This window comes from Acidimicrobiales bacterium (assembly GCA_036399815.1).
In the GTDB taxonomy this organism is placed as follows: domain Bacteria; phylum Actinomycetota; class Acidimicrobiia; order Acidimicrobiales; family DASWMK01; genus DASWMK01.
Map to the genome: position 1 here is coordinate 1 of DASWMK010000177.1, position 22,346 is coordinate 22,346.

The 22,346-nt window shown below is 76.1% G+C and carries 22 protein-coding genes and 1 other RNA gene; 7 read left to right on the forward strand and 16 right to left on the reverse strand.

Translation table 11 applies throughout. The features are described 5' to 3' along the window. Positions 1-93 precede the first annotated feature (93 nt). The 9 genes from VGB14_12755 to VGB14_12795 form a co-directional block, all read right to left on the reverse strand. Complete coding sequence (locus VGB14_12755) at positions 94-348, reverse strand: hypothetical protein (protein HEX9993791.1); 255 nt, start codon at positions 346-348, stop codon at positions 94-96. A gap of 45 nt (positions 349-393) precedes the next feature. After that, a complete protein-coding gene (locus VGB14_12760) occupies positions 394-1,593 on the reverse strand; it encodes a TRC40/GET3/ArsA family transport-energizing ATPase (GenBank protein HEX9993792.1) in 1,200 nt (399 codons plus the stop codon). 3 nt (positions 1,594-1,596) lie between these two features. Continuing rightward, positions 1,597-2,061: an SRPBCC family protein gene (locus tag VGB14_12765; GenBank protein ID HEX9993793.1), complete on the reverse strand. Its 465-nt coding sequence runs from the start codon at positions 2,059-2,061 to the stop codon at positions 1,597-1,599. Between the two features lie 182 nt (positions 2,062-2,243). After that, the gene (locus VGB14_12770; GenBank protein ID HEX9993794.1) at positions 2,244-2,966 is read right to left on the reverse strand and encodes a hypothetical protein; all 723 of its coding nucleotides are present in this window, start codon (positions 2,964-2,966) and stop codon (positions 2,244-2,246) included. Beyond that, positions 2,959-4,089, reverse strand: coding sequence for a glycosyltransferase family 4 protein (locus VGB14_12775; GenBank protein HEX9993795.1), 1,131 nt, complete (start codon positions 4,087-4,089; stop codon positions 2,959-2,961). Before VGB14_12775 ends, VGB14_12770 begins: the two co-directional genes overlap by 8 nt. Positions 4,090-4,091: 2 nt before the next feature. Next, positions 4,092-5,249 carry a tRNA epoxyqueuosine(34) reductase QueG gene (gene queG, locus VGB14_12780; protein ID HEX9993796.1) on the reverse strand — a complete coding sequence of 386 codons (1,158 nt, stop codon included), beginning with the start codon at positions 5,247-5,249 and terminating at the stop codon, positions 4,092-4,094. Positions 5,250-5,346: 97 nt separating this feature from the next. Then, positions 5,347-5,553, reverse strand: a complete 207-nt coding sequence (locus VGB14_12785; GenBank protein ID HEX9993797.1) for a hypothetical protein — start codon at positions 5,551-5,553, stop codon at positions 5,347-5,349. 89 nt (positions 5,554-5,642) lie between these two features. Next, complete coding sequence (locus VGB14_12790) at positions 5,643-7,043, reverse strand: NYN domain-containing protein (protein HEX9993798.1); 1,401 nt, start codon at positions 7,041-7,043, stop codon at positions 5,643-5,645. 20 nt (positions 7,044-7,063) lie between these two features. Continuing rightward, entirely contained in the window at positions 7,064-7,291 is a 228-nt protein-coding gene (locus tag VGB14_12795; GenBank protein ID HEX9993799.1) for a hypothetical protein, read from the reverse strand. A 2,375-nt stretch (positions 7,292-9,666) separates the two neighbouring features. On the opposite strand from VGB14_12795, the gene VGB14_12800 reads away from it, so the two are divergent. Continuing rightward, positions 9,667-10,620, forward strand: a complete 954-nt coding sequence (locus VGB14_12800) for a hypothetical protein (GenBank protein ID HEX9993800.1) — start codon at positions 9,667-9,669, stop codon at positions 10,618-10,620. 11 nt (positions 10,621-10,631) lie between these two features. Continuing rightward, positions 10,632-10,910: an Lrp/AsnC ligand binding domain-containing protein gene (locus VGB14_12805; protein ID HEX9993801.1), complete on the forward strand. Its 279-nt coding sequence runs from the start codon at positions 10,632-10,634 to the stop codon at positions 10,908-10,910. A gap of 90 nt (positions 10,911-11,000) precedes the next feature. Here VGB14_12805 and trpD read toward each other — a convergent pair whose 3' ends face one another. From trpD to VGB14_12825, 4 genes are all read right to left on the reverse strand, one after another. After that, positions 11,001-12,062 carry an anthranilate phosphoribosyltransferase gene (trpD, locus tag VGB14_12810; protein ID HEX9993802.1) on the reverse strand — a complete coding sequence of 354 codons (1,062 nt, stop codon included), beginning with the start codon at positions 12,060-12,062 and terminating at the stop codon, positions 11,001-11,003. Positions 12,063-12,624: 562 nt separating this feature from the next. Further along, a complete protein-coding gene (locus VGB14_12815; GenBank protein ID HEX9993803.1) occupies positions 12,625-13,794 on the reverse strand; it encodes an acyl-CoA dehydrogenase family protein in 1,170 nt (389 codons plus the stop codon). A 14-nt stretch (positions 13,795-13,808) separates the two neighbouring features. Beyond that, positions 13,809-14,039 (reverse strand): WhiB family transcriptional regulator, encoded by a 231-nt coding sequence (locus VGB14_12820; GenBank protein HEX9993804.1) that lies wholly within the window; start codon positions 14,037-14,039, stop codon positions 13,809-13,811. Between the two features lie 361 nt (positions 14,040-14,400). After that, the gene (locus VGB14_12825; protein ID HEX9993805.1) at positions 14,401-14,763 is read right to left on the reverse strand and encodes a helix-turn-helix domain-containing protein; all 363 of its coding nucleotides are present in this window, start codon (positions 14,761-14,763) and stop codon (positions 14,401-14,403) included. Between the two features lie 50 nt (positions 14,764-14,813). Here VGB14_12825 and VGB14_12830 point away from each other — a divergent pair, with 50 nt between their 5' ends. The 5 genes from VGB14_12830 (at position 14,814) to rnpB (ending at position 20,240) form a co-directional block, all read left to right on the forward strand. Beyond that, entirely contained in the window at positions 14,814-16,502 is a 1,689-nt protein-coding gene (locus tag VGB14_12830) for a glycerol-3-phosphate dehydrogenase/oxidase (GenBank protein ID HEX9993806.1), read from the forward strand. A 7-nt stretch (positions 16,503-16,509) separates the two neighbouring features. Further along, positions 16,510-18,027: an FAD-binding oxidoreductase gene (locus VGB14_12835; protein HEX9993807.1), complete on the forward strand. Its 1,518-nt coding sequence runs from the start codon at positions 16,510-16,512 to the stop codon at positions 18,025-18,027. Next, entirely contained in the window at positions 18,024-18,398 is a 375-nt protein-coding gene (locus tag VGB14_12840; protein ID HEX9993808.1) for a hypothetical protein, read from the forward strand. Before VGB14_12835 ends, VGB14_12840 begins: the two co-directional genes overlap by 4 nt. Further along, complete coding sequence (locus VGB14_12845; protein HEX9993809.1) at positions 18,395-19,837, forward strand: FGGY-family carbohydrate kinase; 1,443 nt, start codon at positions 18,395-18,397, stop codon at positions 19,835-19,837. The genes VGB14_12840 and VGB14_12845 overlap by 4 nt, the downstream gene beginning before the upstream one ends. Positions 19,838-19,889: 52 nt before the next feature. Beyond that, an RNA gene (gene rnpB / locus VGB14_12850) (RNase P RNA component class A) lies at positions 19,890-20,240 on the forward strand. A 74-nt stretch (positions 20,241-20,314) separates the two neighbouring features. Here the strand turns inward: rnpB and VGB14_12855 are convergent. The 3 genes from VGB14_12855 to VGB14_12865 form a co-directional block, all read right to left on the reverse strand. Further along, on the reverse strand, positions 20,315-20,683 hold the full coding sequence (locus VGB14_12855; protein HEX9993810.1) for a hypothetical protein: 369 nt from the start codon (positions 20,681-20,683) through the stop codon (positions 20,315-20,317). Positions 20,684-20,768: 85 nt separating this feature from the next. Beyond that, complete coding sequence (locus VGB14_12860; protein ID HEX9993811.1) at positions 20,769-21,875, reverse strand: tyrosine-type recombinase/integrase; 1,107 nt, start codon at positions 21,873-21,875, stop codon at positions 20,769-20,771. Beyond that, positions 21,875-22,315, reverse strand: a complete 441-nt coding sequence (locus VGB14_12865; GenBank protein HEX9993812.1) for a hypothetical protein — start codon at positions 22,313-22,315, stop codon at positions 21,875-21,877. The genes VGB14_12860 and VGB14_12865 overlap by 1 nt, the downstream gene beginning before the upstream one ends. Positions 22,316-22,346: the final 31 nt, after the last annotated feature.

A 22,346-nucleotide genomic window follows, 5' to 3' on the forward strand; every position in this document is an offset into this window, starting at 1 on the left:
CTCCGCTCGTCGAGGCCCTGGACGACGGTGACGAAGGGGTGGAGGTCGAGCTCGAAGGTGCGGTCGTCGGTCAGCCGGAGGAGGCGCATGGCGTCACGACACCCGGATGCGCTGCACGGACCCGCCGCGCTCGCGATCGGCCGGCTCCTCGGTGGCGGCCCGGCCGGCGGCCGCCGCTCCCGTCACCGCGCGCGCCACGGTCGACACCACCGTCGTGACCGCGGCGGCCGTCCCCGGGTCGCGCACCAGGTCCTCGGCCACGTCGAGCAGGGCCCTGGCCGCGGCGATCAGCTCCAGCACCCCGGCCTGCAGGTGCTCGAGTCCCTCTCGCGCTCGTGCGTCGTCCACTCGTCCTCCCGTCCCGACCCGGGTCGCGGGCCGGCACTCGTCGCCCTAGCGGGGCGCTCCCCCATCCATCGGCCGGTCCGGCCCATCCTCGAACGTCACGGCCAGGCTTCCGTCCTTGAGGCTCGCGCCGGCCACCTCGCGGCGCCGGAGGGTGTCGGGCAGCAGGACCGCCCGGCGGTAGGCGCCGACCCGGACGAGCAGCTCGTCGCCCCGCCGCCCGAGCTCGAGGTCGTCGCGGTCGGCGAAGGGCAGCGGCAGGGTCAGCACCCACCGGTCGCCGCGCCGGTCGACCCGCAGCGGCGTGCCCTCGTGGAGCCGCTCGGCCGGGTCGACGCCGGCGTACAGGCGGGCGGCGAACTCCCGGAGGAGGTCGACGCCGACCAGCTCGGTGTCGGCCAGCTCGGCCCGCAGCACGGGCAGCGGCGCGAACCCCTCTTCGATGGCGGCCAGGTGGAGCGCATGGGTCTTCTTCCAGCGGTCGAACCAGGGGTCGCTGACGGCGTCGGGCAGGAGGCGGTTGGCGACGACGGCGTCGACGGAGTAGCCGAACAGCGCGAGGTAGGTCGCCGTGCGGCGGGCCTCGGCGATCACCATCCGCTCCGGGTTGACGACGAGCCGGACGCTCGTGCGGGCCGGGTCGGTGAGGACGTCACGGATGCCGTCGAGGCGGTCGTAGAAGCGGCGGGTGGCGGCGAACACCTCGTCGCCGGCGACCGGCAGCGACGTCACCCTGGACAGCACGGGCGCCACCACCCGGTTCACCCGCCGGCCGAGCGGGAACAGCCGCTCCATGTACCAGGACAGGACGTCGGGGAGCGACAGGAGGCGCAGGGTCTCCGCGGTCGGCGCGCAGTCGACGACGACGACGTCCCAGTCCCCCGACGTGGCGTAGGCCTTCAGGTCGGCGAGGGCGAAGATCTCGTCGAGGCCGGGCAGCACGGCGAGCTCCTCGGCCTCGATGGCCTCGACGCCGGCCCAGCGGAAGACCTCGGAGAGCCAGGCCTGGATCTCGGCCCACGAGTCCTCCATGCGCTCCTGGGCGTCGAGCTGCTGGCCCCAGAGGTGGTCGGTGATCGGCGTCGCGAGCGAGCCCAGCTCGATGTCGAAGGCGTCGGCCAGCGAGTGGGCCGGGTCGGTGGAGAGGACGATGGTCCGTTGCCCGGCGTCGGCGCAGCGCAGCGCCGTGGCCGCCGCCGTCGTGGTCTTGCCGACGCCGCCCTTGCCGGTGAACAGCAGGACGCGCACCGGCTAGCCGCCGTGGGCGCCGGCGAGCGACTCGACGTGGGCCTTCAGCTCGCGGAGGGCGACGTGGATGATGCGGGCCTCGGCCCGCCGCTTCACGAAGCCGGGGAGCGGGACCACCAGCTCCACGGCCAGGTGGTACACGACGTCGGTGGCGTCCTCGTCCCCCTCGACCGGCGAGAACTCGTAGGCCCCGTCGAGGCGCCGCATGATGTCGCCCTTCACGAGCCGCCACGACAGCCGGTACGGCGCGCCCTCGTAGTCGTAGCAGAGGGTGTACGTCGTGCTCCGGCCCATGGCCGCCGCCCGGTACTCGACCTCGACCCCCCGGCCCTCCTCGTCGCGGGTGACGACCCGCGCCTCCTTCACGTCCCTGGCCCACTCGGGATAGCGCTCGAACCCGGTCGCCACCTCCCAGCACCGCTCAGGGGAGGCGCTGATCGTCGTCCGCTGCGTCGCCTGGTCGGCCATGCCTGCATTGTGGTCGATGGCCGCGGTGGCGGGCTCCGTCCCCGTCCGGTCGTGCGCTTCGCGGCGGCGGGCGGCCGGGTTCCGGGCCGGGGGGCGACGCCCGGCGACGGTCAGCCGGGGTCGGTGGCGCCGAGGGGTGCGCGCCGTCAAGCGGGGTCGGTGGTGCCGAGGGGTTGGCGCCGTCATCCGGGGTCGGTGGTGCCGGGCGGCCGCTCGCTCGTCGAGTCGCCATCGCCCGTCGCGGCCCTTCCCGAGTCCGTGGGCGCTCCCCGATCTGATGCCGCTCCCCCCCGCCGTCGCCGACCCGCAGACGCGGGCCCGCCCGCCGCCGCCTCGCCCTTGCGTCCCGCCGACTGCCCGCCAGCCGCCGCCCCCTCGCCCGCCGCCCGCTGCTGGCCAGGCGCGCCGCCCGACGGTGCGTCCGTTCGGCGGCCCGACGACGAGGCGGCGGTGCGCCGCCCGCCCTTGGGCGAGGGGTTCCGCGCGGGGAAGGTGCCGTACCGGGCGGCCCAGAGCCCGCAGAGCGCGAGGCCGTAGACCGGGGCCAGCACCGAGAACGCCAGGTTCGTGTACGGGCGGATGCTCGCGGCGACGACGGCGACGACGACCTGCGCGAAGAACGACCCGAGCAGCCGGACGCGCACCGGTCGCGGCGCGCTGCCGGCCAGGAAGTAGAGGCCGCCGATGCCGATGGCGTCGGTGCGGCTGCGGTTGACGGCGATGCCGTACGCCCACAGGAACAGCACCGACCCGACGGCCAGCATGGCGACGCCGACGCCCGCGGTCACGACGCCGAGCGTGTCGGCGTCGGCGACCCCGGCGGCGCAGGCGAGGATCAGCACCGCGGTGCCGGCGAACGAGGCGCGGACGATCGCCCCGCCGACGGTCCCCTCCCGCTCAGCCACGGCCGGCCGCCTCGGCGAGCGCCCCGTGCAGCCGCCGCGCCAGGTGGTCGTACGAGAACTCGGCGACGGCCCGCTGGCGCGCTGCGCGCCCGAGCGCCTGCCGCCGGTCGGGGTCGTCGAGCAGCGACGCGAGCGCGTCGGCGACGCGCTCGACGTCGGCCGGCCGGCGAACGACGATGCCCGTCTCGCCGTCGGCGACGGCCTCCGCCGCGCCACCGCTGTCGCCCGCGACCTGGGGCACACCACACGCCGCCGCCTCGAGGAACACGATGCCGAAGCCCTCCTGCTCCAGGCCGCCCCACCGGTTGCGGCACAGCATGGCGAACACGTCACCCATGCCGTAGACGGCGGGGAGGCGGTCGTCCGGAACGCGACCGAGGAACCGCACGGGCGCGCCCGTCGAGGCCGCCAGTCGCTCGAGCCGGCCCTGGTCCCGCCCGCTGCCGGCGATGGCGACCGAGAGGTCCGGACGGTCGGCCGTCAATCGGGCCGCGGCCCGGACGAGGACGTCCATTCCCTTGCGCGGCACGAGCCGGCTGACGCTGGTGACCAGACGGCCGTCGGGCGGGAGGCCCATGGCCCGCCGGGCCTCGGCGCGGGCCGGCCCGTCGAGCGGTCGGAACCGGTCGACGTCGGTGCCGGGAGGCACGACTGTCGTCGCCAACGATCGGCCGGCGGCGCGCTCCGCCTCCGCGGCCGGGTACCCGCCTGCGGCGACGACGTGGGTCGCCCCGCGCAGCACCCGGGCCAGCAGCGGCCGCGTCGCCGGCAGGCGACCGGGGACCGTCACCTCCGCCCCGTGCACGACGACGGCGTAGGGGACCGACAGTCGCGGCCCGAGGAGCCCGACCGGCAACGCGGGGTCGAGCACGACGAGACCGGCCGAGCGGTCGTGGGCGAGGGCCTCGATCCGGCGGAGGAGCCCGCTCGTCGGCCACAGGACTCGCTCGCGTGTCCGCACGACCCCGAAGGGCTGGGCGGCGTCGAACTCGGCGGCACCCGGGTGAGGGGTCGTGAGCACCGTGAACTCGTCGGGCGGCAGCCGGCGCCACAGCTCCCAGAGGTACGACTGGATCCCACCGACCTTCGGCGGGAAGTCGTTGGTGACGAGCAGGTGGTGCACCGTCAGCGAGCGGCGGCAACGGCGACGGCAGGAGGCGCCGATGCCGCCAGCTCGTCACGCACCAACGGGTCGTCGTCGTCGTCGACGGCGTCGACCAGGTCGTGCCGGCCGAGGCGGCGGGCCGCCCACACGGCGTGGGCACGGAGGAGCGGATCGGCCGACCCCAGGTACCGCCGAACGGTCTCGACCGTCGGCGCGTGGTCGCCCCGCCCGGCGTTTCCCAGGGCGACGAGCGCGTTGCGGCGGAGGTACCGCGGCTGGCGACGCGGGACGTACCACCGCCCGTGGCGCGCCATGAGCGCGTCGTCGTCGGCGGCGAGGAGCGCGACGAGGTCGACCTCCGGCGTCGCCCCCGCCGGCGCCGGTGCCGCTGCGACGCGACGCTCCTCCACCCGGTTCGGCGGGCACACCTCCTGGCACTCGTCGCACCCGTAGATCCGGTCGCCGAGCGCCACCCGGTGCTCGCGTGGGAACACCCCGTCGGCCTGGACCAGCCAGGCGAGGCACCGGCGGGCGTCGAGGACGCCGGGCGCCACGATGGCGCCGGTGGGGCAGGCGTCGATGCACCGACGGCACGGGCCGCACCCGTCGTCGACGGGCACGCCGGGCGGGAGCGGCGCGTCCGTGACCACCGACCCGAGGACGAACCAGGAGCCCCGACCGGGGAGGAGCAGGTTGGTGCTCTTGCCGTACCACCCGAGACCGGCCCGGTGGGCGGCGGCGCGGTCCACGAGCGCGTTGTCGTCGCAGACGACCGTCGCCCGCCAGCCGTCGCCCGCCAACCGGTCCGCGACGGCGCCGAGCGCCGCCCGGAGGTCGGCGTAGGCATCGAACCAGGCGTACCGGGCGACGCGTGCCGCTGGCGCCGGGACGCGGTCCCCCACCTCGCCCGAGTCGAGCCCGTCGCTCGCCGGCGACCGGCGGTACCCGAGCGCCCCGACGACGAGCGAGCGGGCCCAGGGGAAGGTCGCTCGCGGGTCGGCCGACCGCTCGGGCTTCCGGTACGTGAACTGCATGCCGCCGTGCAGCCCCGCCTCGCGGCGCTCCTCGAGGACGGCGCGCGTGTCCTCGAACGGGTCGGCTGCCGCCACGCCCACCGCGTCGAGCCCCGCGCCGAGCCCGGTGGCGCGCAGATCCTCGACGTAGTCGGCACCGGGCACGGCGCCATGGTCGCGCCCGGTGCCTGCCGCCGTGCAACCCGCGACAGGACGCAGGCCGCGACCACGGCGGCCACGGTGACGGCCGCGAGGGCAGCGCTCATGCCGACCCGATCCGTCGCCGGTGCCGCAGGTGGGGGGCGAGGCCACCGCGGCCGAGGACGCGCAGCGCCTGCGCCTCCGCGACGTGGAGGATGACGGCCTCGTCCGGCTCACGGGCGCAGAGGAACGTGACGACGCACTCCTCGCAGGTCGGCGTGTGCTGCATCACGCACTCGTCGCAGTCGATGCGGAAGGTTCCGTCCACGTCGTCGTCTCCTCGGCAGCGTTCCGGGTGCTCGACGCCACCCGTGGGGGAACGTACCGAGGGGGTGTGACAGGAACGGTCGGCGCAGGTCAGCGGCGCAGGATGGCCAGCAGCTGCTGCGCCGAGACCACGTTCGCCCCCCGCCCGGCGGCCCCCGCACGGACCCGCCCGTCGCTGGTGGCGACCACGACCGGCCGCTCCGCCGGCACGGACGCGACGAGGTCGAGCACGACATCGTCGGCCTCGACCCCCTCCGGAGAGAAGGTGACGCGCACTCGGCGCACACCCCGCCGGCGTGCCGCCGCCGTCGTCTCGGGAGCCGCCCCGTCGAAGACGACGTGCAGGTCGGCGGCGGTGCGGGCCTCGAGCGCCTCGAGCGCGTCGAGCAACCGCTCCCGCTGCTCGGCGATCGGGAGATGGTCCCAGGCGGAGCGGGAGACGTTGTAGCCGTCCACCAGGACCGTCGCCGGCTGGCGCACGAGCCAGGCTGCGGCCTCGACGCTGCCCTCCTCGATGCCGCCGGGCAGGCGCAGCGGCCGGCGACGGGCCGCCGACTGCCCCCGCGGCTGCCGGCTCAGGCGCCGGCCGTCGACGCCCGGACCAGCCGGTTCGCGCCGTCCGCCCGTCGGCTCGTCCTGCGGCGGCCGGGCGTCGAGCAGCGCGGCGAGCGCGCCCAGCGCACCGGCGAGGTCCTCCGCGGCCCTCGCCGCCGCTCCGACCTGCGCGGCGACGGCGCCCCGGTCCACCGGTGCGGCGGTGTGGGCGACGGGGGCCGGGTCGCCGTCCGCCTGCAGGTCGGGATCGGCGATGGTCGGCGCTCCGGCGGCCGCCGCGTCCGGGGGTGCCGTCCGCTGGCCAACGTCGTCAGGAGGGTCGTCGCGCGGGGGTGTGCTCGCGCCCGCCGCCGACCGCAGCCGGGCGACCTCCTCGGCCAGCTGCTTCGCCTCCGCTCCCTTGGCCGCGAGGCGTCGCTCGGCGTCGCTCGCCCGGCGCTTGGCCCCGAGCGACTCGGCGCGGACACGAGCCAGCTCGGCCTCCAGCTCGGCGAGCGCCGCCTGCGCCTGGCGACGGGCCCGGTCCGACGCCGCCAGCTCGGCGCGCAGCGCGTCCCGCTCCTCCTCCAGGCTCCGCTGCCGGCGCCGTGCCTCCCGCTCCGCCTCCCGACGGGCCCGGCGCTCGGCGGCGGCCACGCCGCTCGTGCGCTCCTCGGACGCCGAACGGACCAGGTCGTCCAGCTCCGCCTCCCACCCGTCGGGCCGGTGCAGCCAGAGCCAGCCGGCCCGGCCGACGTCGTCCTCGTCGGCCACCATGGCCACCCGGGCGCGGAACCCGTCGTCGGACGCCACGCCGCGCCGCACGTCCTCCCACGCCGCCGAGGACAGCTTGGCGAACCCGAGCACCCGCTCCACCGGCTTCGGTGCCGGCAACGACGGCTTCACCACCTTGCCGGCGCGGGCGACGTCGAGCGCCAGGTCCAGGGCGGGCCGCAACAGCCCGGCGAGCTCGTCGCTCAGGCCGCCCCCTCGTTCCCCGGCACGGCCACGACCTCGACCGCGCCACTCGTGCCGCACCAGCGGCAGGCGACGTCCTCGACCGTCTCGGCCAGCACCGTCTCGTCCTCGACGGTCAGCTCGCCACCGAGGGTGTAGTGGTGGAAGGAGCGGGTCCGGCGGGTGGCGGTGACGTCGAACCGCGTGAGGTTCCCGCACGACGTGCAGCGGTAGCGGACGGCGCCCACGCCTCGGGACTGTACTGTCGGCCTCCGACGCCGAGCCCTTGCTTGACATCGAACGTACGTTCGATCTAGCCTCGCCGCCATGCACCGGTGCTCCGACGACCTCGGCACCCCGCTGGCGGACGTCACGTTCGCCGTCGTGGACGTCGAGACGACAGGCGGCGACCCGTCGTCGGACGCCATCACCGAGATCGGTGCGGTCAAGGTGCGCGGCGGCGAGCGCCTCGGCACCTTCCAGAGCCTGGTCGACCCGGGCCGCACCATCCCACCGTCGATCACCGTCCTCACGGGGATCACCGAAGCGATGGTGGTCCGAGCGCCGCGCATCGAGCCCGTCCTGCCCGCCCTGCTCGAGTTCGTCGGTGGGAGCGTCGTCGTCGGGCACAACGTCCGCTTCGACCTGGCCTTCCTCGGTGCCGCGCTCCTCCGGGCCGGCTACGACCGCCTCGGCAACCCGTCGGTCGACACGTGCGCGCTGGCGCGCCGCCTGCTCGTGGGGGACTTGCCCGACTGCCGGCTCGGCACGGTCGCCGACGGGCTGCGCCTCGACCACCGCCCGACCCACCGGGCGCTCGACGACGCGCTCGCCACGGTCGACCTGCTGCACGCCCTGCTCGAGCGGGTCGGCACGCTCGGCGTGACGGGCCTCGACGACCTCCTCCTCCTGCCCACCATCCACGGTCCCGCTCGGCTGGCCAAGCTGCGCCTCACCGCCCACCTGCCGCGGCGGCCGGGCGTGTACGTCTTCCGCGACGACGGTCGTCGCGTCCTCCACGTCGGCACCGCCTCGAACCTCCGGGCGGCTGCGCGGTCCTACCTCTCGGGCGGGGGCCGTCGGCAGATGAGCGCGCTCGTGCGGGAGACGGCGACGGTGGACCACGTCGTGTGCGGGGGCACGCTGGAGGCGACGGTCCTCCGCTCGCGGCTCGCCAGCCGGTTCGTGCCCCGCCACGACCCTGCTGCGGACTGGCGCCGGTACGCCTACGTGAAGCTGAGCCTCGGCGAGCGCTTCCCGCGGCTCGCGGTGGTCGCCGAGGTACGCGACGACGGTGCCCTGTACCTCGGGCCGCTGCCGTCGCGGCGCGAGGCGCGGCTCGCCGTGGAAGCCGTCGAGACGGTGGTGCCGCTGCGACGGTGTGGCGCCCGGCCGCCCCGAACGCCGCGACCGGCGCCGTGCGCGCCCGCCCGCCTCGGCGTCGCCACGTGCCCCTGCGCCAGCGACATCTCGGAGCGGGCCTACGGGTCGCTCGTCGACGTGGTCGTGGGTGGACTGACGTCCGACCCGGAGCTTTTGCTCGCGCCGCTCGACCAGCGGCTGGACCGTCTCACGGCGGCGGGTCGGTACGAGGACGCGGCCGGCGTGCGGGAACGGGCCGCGGCGCTCGCGTCGGCCATCGCCACGCAGCGACGCCTCGACGCGCTCCGCCGAGCGGGCCGCACGGTCGTCGAGGGGCCCGGCGGCGAGTGGGCCGAGATCGAGGACGGACGCCTCGTCCGGGCGTGGCGGCCGGCGCCGGCGACGGCGAGCCAGGCACCGGACGCCGCTCCGGACGCCCTCGAGGACGCGGGCGCCGTGGGGGACGGCGCCCGCCACGGCGGCGACGGCTCGCGGCGGGCCGTCGCCGCCCACGAACGACCCGCCGTCTCGGCGGGGGCCGTGGCGGTGCGGGCTGCGCCCGCGCCGGGTGCGGTCGACCGGGGCGGGGGGTCGGGGACCGGCGACGGACCGGGAGGGGCCGTCGCAGCGCACGGGGCGGCAGCCGGAGCGTTCGCGCCCACGCTCCGCCTGGCCGGACCGGCACGGCCTGCGCTCGGCGGTGGGGGTGGCCGCCGAGCGCGCACGGCGGCCGTCGGGCCGGGCGGTCACGCCCCGCCCGGCCCGGCGGTCCCGCTCGCTCCGGCGGGCGGGGGCGGCGACCGACCGAGCGACGGCACCGAGCTCGGCCGGTCCTCCGTCACCGGTGAGGGCCGACGCCGACACCCGGACGGCGTCCGCTCTCCCGGTACGGCCGCCACGGGGCCGTCGAGCGCCGTGTGCGGTCCGACGGTGGTCCCGCCGCCCGGCGAGGAGGCGGCCGGGCGAGGCGCGCTGGCCCCTGTGGGGGCGACGGGCGACGGGGCGGGGGTGGGAGCCTCCGCGGGCGCTGTCGGCGCGGTCGGCGCCGGCTCGGCTGGTCGGCTCGTCCCGTTGCCGAGGCACGTCGTGGACGAGGTCGTGTGCGTCGCCCGGTGGCTCGACGACGAGGCATCCCGCGTGCGCGTCGTCCACTCGGAAGGCGGGCTGGCGCACCCGGCCGACCGGCTACGGACGTTCGCGCCGAGGACGGCGCCACTCGCCCGAACCTCCGGGCCGGAGGAGCGTCGCTACCCTGGCCCGGGTGAGCCCGGTCGAGGTGTTCCTCGTCCTCCTCCTCCTGTCCATCCTCGTCACCGCGCTCGCGACGGCGTTGGCGTGGCGGCAGGTGGTGCGGCGCAACCGGGTGAGCAGGACTACGCCCACGCCAGCGCCGCTGTGGTGGCTGGTGTTGCCCTCCGAGGCGGCACGGCTGCATCGCAGGCTGCGGGCCGCGGTGGTCGCCGCCCGGCTCGTCGCGCCGGCCGGGCGCCGCCGCCAGCGAGCGCCCCGGTCGCCGATCGCCGAGATGGTGGACGACCTGGAGGCGCAGGCGGTGGCGGTCGACCTCCAGGTCGTCGCGGCCGCCCGGGCGACGGCGCGCGACCGGCGGCAGCGTCTCCGGGCGCTCGATGGGCACGTGCGGCGGATCGAGGACCTGTCGGCCCGCCTGGTCGCCGCCGGGGTGGCGGCGTCGGCGCACCGGCAGCCGAGCCACCAGGCGTCGCCGCTCGACGCCATCGGCGAGCGCCTCGACGCACTGGAGGCGGCGAGGGACGAGCTCGCGGCGATCGAGGCTGCGTTGGGGCTGGCGCCCTCCGGTGTCCCGGTCGCCCCGCCGTCGACCGCGGGCCTGCCCGGCGCGGGGGTGTCGATCCCGTCCTTCATCCCCGGTGGGAACCGGGTCGACAGTGGGGGCGTCGCGTCGGCGGCCCCGGCACGATCGTCCGCCCACCTGCCGCCTCCCCCGCCGACGATGTCCTCGGCACCATCGCCCGCGCCGCCGCCACCGCCGTCGTCCTCGGCTTCTCCCCCGCCGCCGCCGATCTCCTCCGCCCAACCACCTCCTCCCCCGCCGCCGCCGGCGCCGGCCGTCCTCCCGGCGCCGCCACCTGCGGCGACAACGCCGATCCCGCCGATCCCTCCGCCCCCGGTCGGCGTGCCCCGGCGCCCGGGGCGGCGATCGGCGCCACCGGACGGCGATCGGCGCCACCGGTAGCCTTCGCCGCCATGGTGTCCGCCTTCGTCCTGATCAAGGCCGTGCCGGCCCGCATCGCGGCGCTGGCGTCGGAGCTGGCGGAGGTGGACGGCGTCGCCGAGGTGTACTCCGTGTCCGGCGACGAGGACCTGGTCGTCGTGGTGCGGGTCCGCAAGCACGAGGACCTCGCCGACGTCGTCACCCGCCGTATCGCCGGGCACGAGGGCATCCTCGCCACCCGGACGCTCATCGCCTTCCGCTCCTACAGCCGCCACGATCTCGAGGCGATGTGGAGCCTCGGCGTGCAGTAGCGCCGCCGGCCCACCCGGCGTCGTAGCGCTACGCGGGCTCCGCCCCGGCCGCTCGTCCGGGGCCGGAGCGGCGGCGACGTCGAGGGCGGCTCAGCCGCCGGCGGTGCGCGCCGCGGTCGAAATGTCCACGAGGCGGTCCAACGTCGCCGCCGCCCGGCCCTCGTCGATCGAGGACGCGGCCAGCACCAGGCCGTCGACGAGGTCGTCGGCCAGGCCGGCGGCCACCAGCCCGGCTGCGGCGTTGAGCAGCACGACGTCGCGCCGCGGGCCTGGCTCGCCGCCGAGGACCGCACGGGCCAGCGACGCGTTCGTCGCCGCATCCCCGCCCTTCAGCTCGGCCGGGTCGGCAGGCGCGAGGCCGAGCTCGCCGGGGTCGACCACGTAGGTCCGCAGACCGCCGTCGCGCAGCTCGAGCACGGTCGAGGTGGTCGTCGTGGTCAGCTCGTCCAGCCCGTCGTGGCCGTAGACGACCAGCGCCCGCTCGGCGCCGTTGGCCCCGAGCACCTGCGCCATCCGCTCGGCCATGGACGGGTCGCTCACCCCGAGCACCTGGCGCCGAACCCGGGCCGGGTTGGCCATCGGCCCGAGGAAGTTGAACACGGTCGGCACGCCGAGCTCCCGCCGGGCGGGACCGGCGTGGCGCATGGCCGGGTGGAACCGGGGGGCAAAGCAGAACCCGATCCCGACCTCCTCGATGCAGCGGGCGACGCCGGCGGGGCCGAGGTCGATGGCGACACCGAGCGCCTCGAGGAGGTCGGCCGAGCCGCAGGCCGACGACGCGGCCCGGTTGCCGTGCTTGCACACCCGCCCGCCGGCGCCGGCCACGACCAGCGCGGCGATGGTCGACACGTTGATCGTGCGGCTGCGGTCGCCGCCCGTGCCGCAGGTGTCGACGAGGCCGTCGGTGGACGCCAACGGCACCGGCTCGGCCGCCGCCAGCATGGCGGTGAGCAGGCCGACGAGCTCCTCGACCGTCTCGCCCTTCATGCGCAGGGCGACGATGAACCCGGCCAGCTGGGCCGGCGTCGCCGCCCCCTCGAGCACCTCGGCCATCGCCGCCTCGGCCAGCACCGACGTGAGCGACCGGCCCGACGTCAGCGGTCCGAGCACGGCCGGCCAGCCGCCGAGGTCGGTGAGGGTCAGGGCGCCCACGCCCGCGACCGTAGCGGCGGCCCCGCACCCGGGCGCCACCACGCCGCACGGGCGACCGGCGGACCGGAGCAGGCAGCGGCGAACGAGGAGACGACGCGATGACGCCGTCGAAGGTCGGCGGCATCCACCCGGCCGGCCGGGCCAACGTCCGACGACGCCCGCCCGGGCCCGGACGGCACGATGGCGCCGGTCGTGCCCGACGCTCCGGCAGGGAGTGGCGGACCGCAGGGCGGGTCGGCAACGGCCGGGCCGACCGCAGGGCGGGTCGGCAATGGCCGGGCCGACCGCAGGGCGGGTCGCCAGCGGGTCGGTCGCCTACCGGACGACCGGGTCGCGAGCGGACCGATCGCGAACCGGGCGACGGGTCGCGAACCGGCGGGCGGCGGGCTGGACGACGGGTCGCCCATCGGGGCGGTCGTCAACCTGCTGGACGACGACTCGCCATCCGCCCGGTCGTCAACAGGCCCCTCGTCACGGGCCCCTCGCGGACGGCCCGACCAGCGACGGCCCGACCGTCGCCGGCCGACCACCCACCCCTGGCCAGCCAGCCGGGGCTACGGCGTCAGTCCCACCAGAGGTCGCCGTCCAGCACGCCCCTCGCCACGAGGCCGAGCTGGATCTGGCTGGTGCCCTCCACGATCGTCAGCTGCTTGGCGTCCCGGTAGTACAGCTCCATCGGGTGGTCCTTCATGTACCCGGCCGCGCCGAGCATCTGGAGGCACACGTTCGACGCCCGCACGGCGACCTCGGTGGCGTAGTACTTCGCCATCGACAGGAACGGCACGTGCTCCTTGTGGAACTGGCCCCGGTCGGCCATCCACGCCGAGCGGTAGGTGAGCAGCCGGGCCGCCTCGATCTCGGTCGCCAGCTTGGCGATCTCCCACTGCACGCCCTGGAAGTCGGCGATCGTCTTCGTGAACGCCGCCCGCTGCTTCACGTACTCGGTGGCGTACATGAGCGCGCCCTCGGCCAGCCCGATCCCTCGGGCGGCCACGATCGGCCGCATCGAGTTGAGCCCGAGCATGGCCAGCCGGAACCCGCCGATCTCGCCGATCACGTTCTCGGGCGGCACCCGCACGTCGGTGAGCACGAGCTCGCCGGTGTCGACCCCCCTGACCCCCATCTTGCGGTCGATCGACCCGAGCTCGACTCCGTCCCAGGACCGCTCGACGATGAACGCGGAGACGGCGTCGTGGCGGCGGGACGTCACGTCGTCGGCCGTCTTGGCGAACACCGTGTACCAGTCGGCCTGGCGCACGCCCGAGATCCAGCACTTCGTCCCGTTCAGCACCCAGTCGTCGCCGCGCCGGACGGCCTTGGTGCGCATGCCCATCACGTCGCTGCCCGCCTGGGGCTCGGACAAGCAGAACGACGCCCGCAGGGACCCGTCGGCGATCGGGGCCACGTACCGCTCGTTCTGCTCGCGGGACCCGGCGATCATCACCGGGCCGGTCGGCAGCCGGGTGAGCAGCAGCATCAGGGCCGCGGCGTTCGAGTACTTCGCCACCTCCTCGATGGCGAGGGTGAGCCCGAGGATGCCGGCGCCGGAGCCGCCGAGGTCCTCGGGAATGCACAGGCCGAGGAGGCCGGCGTCCCGGAAGATCTCGAACAGGTCCTGCGGGTACTCCTCGGTCTCGTCGATCTCCCGTGCCCTCGGCTTGACCTTGTCCTGCGCGATGCGCCGGCAGGTCTCCTGGAGGGCCTGGAGCTCCTCGGAGAGCTCGAAGTCCATCGCCCGCGCCGCCCTCAGGCGGTGCGGCGGCGTTGACGGATGATGCGCCGGCGCTCCTTCTCCGTGGCGCCGCCCCACACCCCGTCACGTTCACGCGCCCCCAGCGCGTGCTCCAGGCACGCTTGGCGGACCGCGCACCCGGAGCAGACGGACTTGGCCTGGTCGGCCTCCTCGTCGGACACCGGGTAGAAGATCTCGGGGTCGAGACCTCGGCAAGCGGCGGCGTCGCGCCAGGTGAGCTTCATCGTCGGGGGTTCACTCCGCGTTCGTTCGACTTCGATTCGGGCCAGTCCCTGCGGTCCGCCACCGACAGCTGGCGATGGGAGGGCGCCAACGTCGGCTTGTCGCGCGAACCCCTGCACGACCGGTCCGAGACCTGGTCTCGCCTCGTCGCCGGGAGCCCTTCGCAACGAAATCGCAAGTATTGCCGGTCACCCTGGCCCTGTCCAGGCTGGACCGCCCGATCCGTCCCCCGGGCCACCGGCCGACCACGCTTCGTGAACGCTCACCCCCGACGACCACGCCCCGCCACCTTCGCCGGGGCGCGCCTCGGCGGCTGCTCGCCCGCCCCGCTCCGACGGTCGAGCAGCCGGGCAGGCGCTGGGCTCAGGGCGCCTCGATGACGACGGCCTCGTCGACCATCGCCGGTTCCTGCACGGTCTGGAGCAACGTCCTCACCGCGTCCGCCGGGTACCGTCGGTGACCGCCGGGCGTGCGGACCGATGGGATGCGGCCCTTCCTCGCCCAGTCGGTCACGGCCCGCTCGGACACCTGGAACAGGATCGCGACCTCGCGCGTCCGTAACAGTCGTCCGCTCGGCCCGGTGCCCGTATTCGAGAACAACTCCGTCACGAGCGCTGCCCGCTCTTCCGCCTGTTTCACCACGTCGTAGCTGTCCCTGGTCCGCCGGCTAGCGACACCGGTCGGTGCCGCCGATACCAACCTATCCCGGACGATGCGGCCCGACATGGAGGAACGCGAGGTTCGGGCTTTGCGGGGCCGGCTTCTAGGATGCCGGGGTGCTCGCCAGCCCCTTCGAGCGGGCCGCCGCCCTCGCCCGGCTGGCCGACGACCCCTTCGACGTCCTCGTCGTCGGCGGCGGGATCACGGGGACCGGCGTCGCCCTCGACGCCGCCGCCCGCGGCCTGCGCGTCGCCCTCGTCGACAAGGGCGACCTGGCGTCGGGCACGTCGTCGAAGTCGTCGAAGATGGTCCACGGCGGCCTGCGCTACCTCCAGCAGGGCGACGTCCGCCTCGTCTACCAGGCCCTCGCCGAGCGCCAGCGGCTGCGCCGCAACGCCCCCCACCTGGTCAAGCTGCTGCCGTTCCTCGTCCCCGTGTTCAGCAGGGACGGGATCATCAGCCGCAAGCTGGCCCGGGCGCTCGGCACGGCCATGTGGATGTACGACCTGACCGGCGGCGCCCGCATCGGCAAGCTGCACGAGAAGCTCTCCGCCGAGGAGTGCCTCGAGCAGATGCCGACCCTCCGGCGGGACCGGGTGGCCGGCGGCTACCTCTACTACGACGCCCAGGCCGACGACGCCCGGCTGACCCTGGCCGTCGCCCGCACCGCCGTCCTCGACCACGGCGCCGTCGTGGCCACGTACGCGTCGGTGGTCGGGCTCGACAAGGGCGACGACGGCCGCCTCCGCGGCGCCACGGTGCTGGCCGACGGCGAGGAGGTCCACGTCCGGGCCTCCGTCGTCGTCAACGCCACCGGCGTGTGGTCGGACCGCTTCCGGGCCGTCGACGAGGTCGGCCGGCCCCGCACGATCCGCCCGGCCAAGGGGGTGCACGTCACCGTCCCGTGGTCGAAGGTGCGCAACCGGATCGCCGCCGTCGTGCCCGTCCCCAAGGACCGGCGCACCGTGTTCGTGGTGCCGTGGGGCGACCTGACCTACGTCGGCACAACCGACACCGACTACGACGGCCCGCTCGACGACCCCCGGTGCACCGGCGAGGACGTCGCCTACCTGCTGCGGGCGCTGAACGCCTCGATCGAGGAGCCCGTGACCGAGGACGACGTGGTCGGCACGTGGGCCGGCCTCCGCCCCCTCGTCCGGGACGCCAACAGCGCCCGCACCGCGGACCTCTCCCGCCGCCACCGGGTCGAGCACTCGGCCAGCGGACTGGTGACGATCAGCGGCGGCAAGCTCACGACCTACCGGCAGATGGCCGCCGACACGGTCGACGAGGTGCTGCCGCTGCTGCCCGAGCGGGACCGGGCCCGGGCCCGGCGGCGGACGCCGACCGCCGACCTGCGCCTCCGCGGCGCCGACGGCTACGACGACCTGGTCGCCTCGGCCACCACCCAGCCGGGGGTCGACCCGGCCGTGCTCACCCACCTCGCCGACCGCTACGGCGGCGAGGCCCGCACCGTGCTCGCCATGCTGGCCGCCGACCCCGACCTCGCCCGCCCGCTCGTCCCCGGCCTGCCCTACCTGCGGGCCGAGGCCCGCTACGCCGTCCGCTACGAGATGGCGACCACGCTCGACGACGTCCTGAGCCGGCGCACCCGGGCCCGGATCCTGGCCAGGGACGCCACCGCGGCCGCCGCCGAGGACGTCGCCGCGCTGGTCGCGCCCGACCTCGGGTGGGACGAGGCGACGGTCGCCGCGCAGGTCGCGTCCTTCCGGGCGTCGGTCGACGAGGAGCGGGAGGCGGCCGGGCTGCCGCCGAGCCCGGTCGACCTGCTGGCCGGGGCCTGACCGCGGCATGGCCGAGCCCGCTCCCCTGCCGCCGCCCGGCCCGGGCGCGCCCACCCCGCCGATCGCCTTCGGCGGCGCCGGCCCCGTCACCGCCCGGCTGGCGACGCCGGCCGTCGAGGTCCCGGACGCCTTCGTCGAGCGGCTGCGCGGGGTCTGCGCCGAGGTCGACGCCGAGCCGGCGGGGCTCGCCGAGGCCAGCCGGGACTGGTGGCCGCTGGCCATGACGTGGGCGACCGGCGGGCAGGTCGGCGGGCTCGCCGCGCTCGTAGCCCGGCCCCGGACGGCCGGCGAGGTGGCCGCCGTCCTCGCCGCCTGCTCCGACGCCCGAGTGCCGGTGACGGCCGCCGCCGGTCGCAGCGGGGTGTGCGGCGCCAGCGTCCCGGTGTTCGGCGGGGTCGTCCTCGACCTGTGCGGCGTCGCCGGCGTGGTGGACGTGGACGACGCCTCGCTGACCGTCGACGTCCGGCCCGGCACCTTCGGCGACCGCCTCGAGGCCGAGCTGCGGGACCAGGGGCTCACCCTGGGGCACTGGCCGCAGTCGATGGCCCTGTCCACCGTCGGCGGGTGGCTGGCCTGCCGGTCGGCCGGCCAGCTGTCGACCCGCTACGGCAAGATCGAGGACCTGGTCACCGGGCTCGACGTGGCCCTGGCCGACGGCACCGTGATCACCACCGGCGGCGCGCCCCGGGCGGCGGTCGGGCCCGACCTCACCCAGCTGTTCGTGGGGTCCGAGGGCACGCTCGGCGTGATCACCGGCGCCCGCCTCCGCCTGCACGCGGCGCCGACGGCCGAGCGCCGGGAGGCGTGGGCCTTCGCCTCGTTCGCCGACGGGCTCGACGCCTGCCGGCGCATCGTCCGGCGGGGCGCCCGGCCGGCCGTCCTCCGCCTCTACGACGCGGCGGAGGCCCAGCGCAGCTACGGGACCGGCGACCTCCACCTCCTCCTCGTGCTGGACGAGGGCGACCGGGCGCTCGTCGAGCCGACCATGGAGGTCGTCGCCGAGGAGTGCAGCGGGTCGGCCGCGCCGCTCGACGCCGGGCTCGTCGGGCGGTGGCTCGAGCACCGCAACGACGTGTCGGCGCTCGAGGCGCTGATCGGCCGGGGGTACGTGGTCGACACGATGGAGGTGGCCGCCCGCTGGGCCGACCTGCCCGCCGTGTACGAGCGGACCACGGCGGCGATCGCCGGCGTCGAGCACACGCTCGCGGCGTCGGCCCACCAGTCCCACGCCTACGGCGACGGCGCCTGCCTGTACTTCAGCTTCGGCGGCGTGCCGCCGGCCGAGGAGCGGGACGCCTACTACCGGGCGGTGTGGGACGCCGGCACGCGGGCCGCCCTCTCGGCCGGCGCCGTGCTCAGCCACCACCACGGCGTCGGGCTCAACCGGGCCCGGTTCGTGGAGGAGGCGCTGGGTCCGGCGTTCGGCGTGCTCGCCGCCGTCAAGGCCGCGCTCGACCCGGCCGGCGTCCTCAACCCCGGCAAGCTCGGCCTCCCCAGCCCGTTCGGGGCGGTCGGCTGGCCGTGAGGGACGTCGACGGGCGGGCCGTCCTCCTCGGCGCGGCGACCGCCCTGCTCGTGTGCGTGCCGGCCGCCGTGATCGGCCAGGTGCTGACCGACCGGGAGTCCGACGCCGTCGTCCTCCCCTTCCTCGCCGTGCTGCTGGGCCTGGCCGCCGGCGGGTACGCCGCGGCCCGGTCGGCGGCGGCCGCGCCCTACACGAACGCCGCGCTCGCCGCCCTGGCCGCGTTCGTCCTCGTCCAGGCCGTCGGCGTCGTGCTGCGGGTGGTGCGGGACGACCCCATCCGGGTCACCCAGATGGTGTTCAGCGCGCTGATCGCGTACGCGTCGGGGCTGCTGGGCGGCGTGGTGGCGGTGTCGAGGGGGGCGAGGCGGTGAGCGTGCTCGTCGTCGACGTCGGCACCAGCGGCGTGCGGGCCGCCGTCGTCCGCCCGGACGCGAGCGTGGTCGGCGAGACCTACCGCGAGGTGCTCCCGTCCTCGCCGGCGCCGGGGTTCGTGGAGTTCGACGCCGCGGCCATGGCCGCGGCCGTCCTCGAGGTGGCCACGGCCGCGCTCGAGCGGGGCGGCCCGGTGGCCGGCGTCGGCATCGCCAACCAGCGGGCGTCGACGATCGTGTGGGACCGGGCGACGGGCGAGCCGGTCGGGCCCGGCGTCGGGTGGCAGGACCTGCGCACGGCCGGCATGTGCCTGATGCTCCAGCAGCAGGGGCTGCGGCTGGCGCCGAACCTGTCGGCCACCAAGCTGGCGTTCCTGCTCGACCTGGCCGACCCCGACCGCACCCGTGACCTGTGCTTCGGCACGGTGGACACGTGGGTGGCGTGGACGTTGTCGGGCGGGCGCCTCCACGTGACCGAGCCGTCGAACGCGGCCGTGACCGGGCTGCTGACGAGCGACGCCGCCGGCTGGGACGACCACGTGCTGTCGGCGCTGCGCATCCCCGAGGCCGTCCTGCCCGAGGTGGTCGACTCCGCCGGCGTGGTCGGCGAGGCGTCGGCGCTCCCGGGCGCGCCGCCGATCGCCGGGATCGCCGGCGACCAGCAGGCGTCGCTCGCCGGGCAGGCCTGCCTGTGGCCGGGCATGGCGAAGGCGACGTTCGGGACCGGCGGGATGCTCGACGTCTGCCTCGGGCCCGAGCGGCCGGCGTTCGAGACGTGGGGCGAGGGCGGCACGTTCCCGATCGTCGCCTGGCGGCGCGGCGGCCAGCTGACGTGGGGGGTCGAGGGGGTGGTGCTGTCGGCCGGCTCCAACGTCGAGTGGCTGCGGGACGACCTCGGGATCATCTCCTCGGCGGCCGAGTCGGCGGAGGTGGCGGCGTCCGTCCCCGACAGCGGCGGCGTCTGGTACGTCCCCGCCCTGCTCGGGCTGGGCACGCCGGCCTGGGACTACGGGGCGCGGGGGACGCTGCTCGGGCTGACGAGGGGCACCGAGCGGGCCCACGTCGTGCGGGCCGTGCTGGAGGGAGTCGCCCACCGCGGCGCCGACCTCGTCGAGGCGGCCGAGGCCGACGGCGGCGTGCAGATCGCGTCCCTGCGGGTCGACGGCGGGATGAGCGCCAACCCCACGTTCGTCCAGGCGCTGGCCGACGCCGCGCAGCGCCCGGTCGAGGTGTCGCCGGTGACCGAGGCGACCACGCTCGGCGCCGCCTTCCTGGCCGGCACCGCGCTCGGCGTGTGGTCGGGCGACGAGGAGGTGGCGTCGCTGTGGTCGCCGAGGGTCGTCGTGGAGCCGGGCCGGGTGACCGACCGCGACCGCTGGCGGGAGGCGTGCCGGCGGGCCGGCGGATGGGTGCCGGAGCTGTCGGCGCTGCACTTCTGAGGGGCGGGCCGGGCGGCCCGGCGGGCCCTCGACCTAGAGTGGAGGTCGACGGTGAGCCGGCCGGGTGGCCGCGGCCCGGCATCGACCGGGTCGAGGAAGGTCGGGGCTCCACAGGGCAGGGTGCTGGCTAGCGGCCAGTCGGGGCGACCCGCAGGAAAGTGCCACAGAGAACAGACCGCCGATGGCCGACCGGTCCGCCGGGCGGCACAGGCAAGGGTGAAACGGTGCGGTAAGAGCGCACCAGCGCGCCGGGCGACCGGGGCGGCTCGGCAAACCCCACCCGGAGCAAGGCCGAGCAGGGGACGGGTAGCCCGCCCGATGTCCCCAGGTAGGCCGCGTAGATGGATGGCCACCCCGGCGCTCCGGCGCCGGACAGAACCCCGCCTACAGGCCGGCTCACCGTCGATAACCGCTTTGACCTGCGGTTTCTAGCCGCTGGAGGGGCCGGCGCGACACGCCTGCGACACATTCGGCCCGCTACGCGACCCTAATGTCGAACGTCCCGGTTGCCTTCACGCGGTCACCGTTGCCAAGCCATACCGTCGCGGTGGCCTGCACGCTCCCGACGCTGGCGTCGACACCGGCAGCGATCGCCTGCGCGAGCTGCTCAGCATCGAACGCCACCATCTCGGTGGAGAGGCCGGCGAGCACGAACGGGAACCGCCACTGGAGCCCTTGTTTCTCGATGAGCCGGTGCTGCCACTGCGGCTCCGGCTCGAAGTAGACGCTCCGCACCTGGATTGCGCCTCGACCGGTGTTCTTGATTGCGACACAGACATGCGGCCCGGCCTCGGTGTCGCCGGGCCGGCGGCGTCCTTCAGCCATCGGTATGACGCCGGCGGTCACCTCTGCGCCCGACTCCCGCCAGGTGATGATCTGCCACGCGAGGCTGACGACTGAAGCACGAGGGCCGCCACGGCGACGAAGGTGGTCACCGCCGAGCCCTTCCCTCGGTACCCGTGACCATCACTCCTACGCCGAGCACCGCGTCGACCGCGGCCCGCGTGCGGTCCTCGGCATCGGGCCACAGGTGCGAGTAGGTGTCCAGCGTCTCGGCCGCCGAGGCGTGGCCGAGCCGGTCCTGAACGACCTTGACGCTCTCCCCGTGGCGGATCAGGAGGGAGGCGTAGAAGTGCCGGAGCGCGTGGAAGTCCGCGCCGACGGGCACGCCGACCGCCCGCACGGCGGCCCGCCAGACTTCCCCGAACCGGTTGCGGCGGATCGGCCGGCCGGCCTCGTCGGTGAACACGTGGCCGTCCGGGCCGGCCGGGTAAGCGGCCAGGTGGGCGGCCAGGGCGTCCACCACGACGCTCGGGAGGGGCACGGTGCGGCGGCTGGCCTCGGTCTTGGGCGGGGCGAGCGTCGGCGGCCCGCCGGGCAGGAGGAGGAGCTGGCGGTCCACCCGGACGGTGCGGCGCAGGAAGTCGACGCGGTCGACGGTCAGGCCGAAGGCCTCGCCCTGGCGCAGCCCGGTCCCGGCGGCCAGGGCGACGAGGGCGCGGTAGCGGGGCGGGAGGGCGGCGGCGATGGCCTCGACGGCCTCGACGGCCAGCGGCTCGACCGTCGCCCGCTCGGCCCTCGGGAGCGTGACCCGGGCGGCCGGGCTGGTGGCGACCACCCGGTCGGCCACGGCGGCGCGGAAGATGGCGGCTACGTACCGGTAGACGACCTCGACGGTGGCGGGGGCGAGCGTGTCGGCCAGGCCCCGGACCCACGCTTGGACGTGCGACGGGCGGATGGCCGCGATGGGCCGGTCGCCCAGCGCCGGGTAGGCGTGGCGGCGCAGGTTGCCCTCCACCTGGGCGGCGGTGCTGGGGCGGTGCACCTGGGCGGCCCGCCACTCCTCGGCGTAGGCGCGGAAGGTGACCCGGCCGGCCCGGGCGTCCACGTAGGCACCCGTGGCCTTCGTGTGCTCGACGGTCGCCAGGTGGCGCCGGGCGTCGGCCCGCCGGTCGAAGTGCTTGCACCGGCTGGCGCCGTCGGGCGTGCGCCAGCGGGCGCGGTACTTCCCATTGGGAAGCTTGTCGATGGAGGCCATCAGGCCCGGGCCTCGGCCATCAGGGCCTCCACGGTGGTGCCCCGCCGGGCGGCCTCCTGGTCGGCGTAGCGCAGGAGGGCGTCGCCCGCCCCGGCGGCGGCCAGGATGCCCCGGCGGGCGCTGCCCCGGATGATCTGGTCGATGACGTTCTGGAGGTAGCCGAGGGCCGACACGAGGACCGCCATGTCCTCGCTCAGGGTCCGCATGCCGCCGTCCCGAGCGAGCAACCGGTCGATCTCGCCCTGCTCGGCGGCGGGGCCGAGGTCGTCGGCCACCAGCTCGCCCTTGGCGATGGCGCTTTGCACCAGCCACCTGGTCACGTCGGCCATGGTGCGGGCCTTGCTGGCGGCGAACGCCTTCAGCATTTCGTAGTCCGCGGGGTCCAGGCGGAGGCCCACCTGGCGCAGCTTCTCGTCGTCGGGCTTGGCGGGGCGGGGCATCCGCGATCCTCTCGGGTTGGCGACGTACCGT

Bases quoted from the DNA above. Each gene is read 5' to 3' on its own strand.
- VGB14_12805 (HEX9993801.1), top strand. From the start codon at position 10,632: ATGGTGTCCGCCTTCGTCCTGATCAAGGCCGTGCCGGCCCGCATCGCG.
- VGB14_12860 (HEX9993811.1), bottom strand. From the start codon at position 21,875: ATGGCCTCCATCGACAAGCTTCCCAATGGGAAGTACCGCGCCCGCTGG.
- VGB14_12820 (HEX9993804.1), bottom strand. From the start codon at position 14,039: ATGAAGCTCACCTGGCGCGACGCCGCCGCTTGCCGAGGTCTCGACCCC.
- VGB14_12815 (HEX9993803.1), bottom strand. From the start codon at position 13,794: ATGGACTTCGAGCTCTCCGAGGAGCTCCAGGCCCTCCAGGAGACCTGC.
- VGB14_12865 (HEX9993812.1), bottom strand. From the start codon at position 22,315: ATGCCCCGCCCCGCCAAGCCCGACGACGAGAAGCTGCGCCAGGTGGGC.
- VGB14_12765 (HEX9993793.1), bottom strand. From the start codon at position 2,061: ATGGCCGACCAGGCGACGCAGCGGACGACGATCAGCGCCTCCCCTGAG.
- VGB14_12825 (HEX9993805.1), bottom strand. From the start codon at position 14,763: ATGTCGGGCCGCATCGTCCGGGATAGGTTGGTATCGGCGGCACCGACC.
- VGB14_12835 (HEX9993807.1), top strand. From the start codon at position 16,510: ATGGCCGAGCCCGCTCCCCTGCCGCCGCCCGGCCCGGGCGCGCCCACC.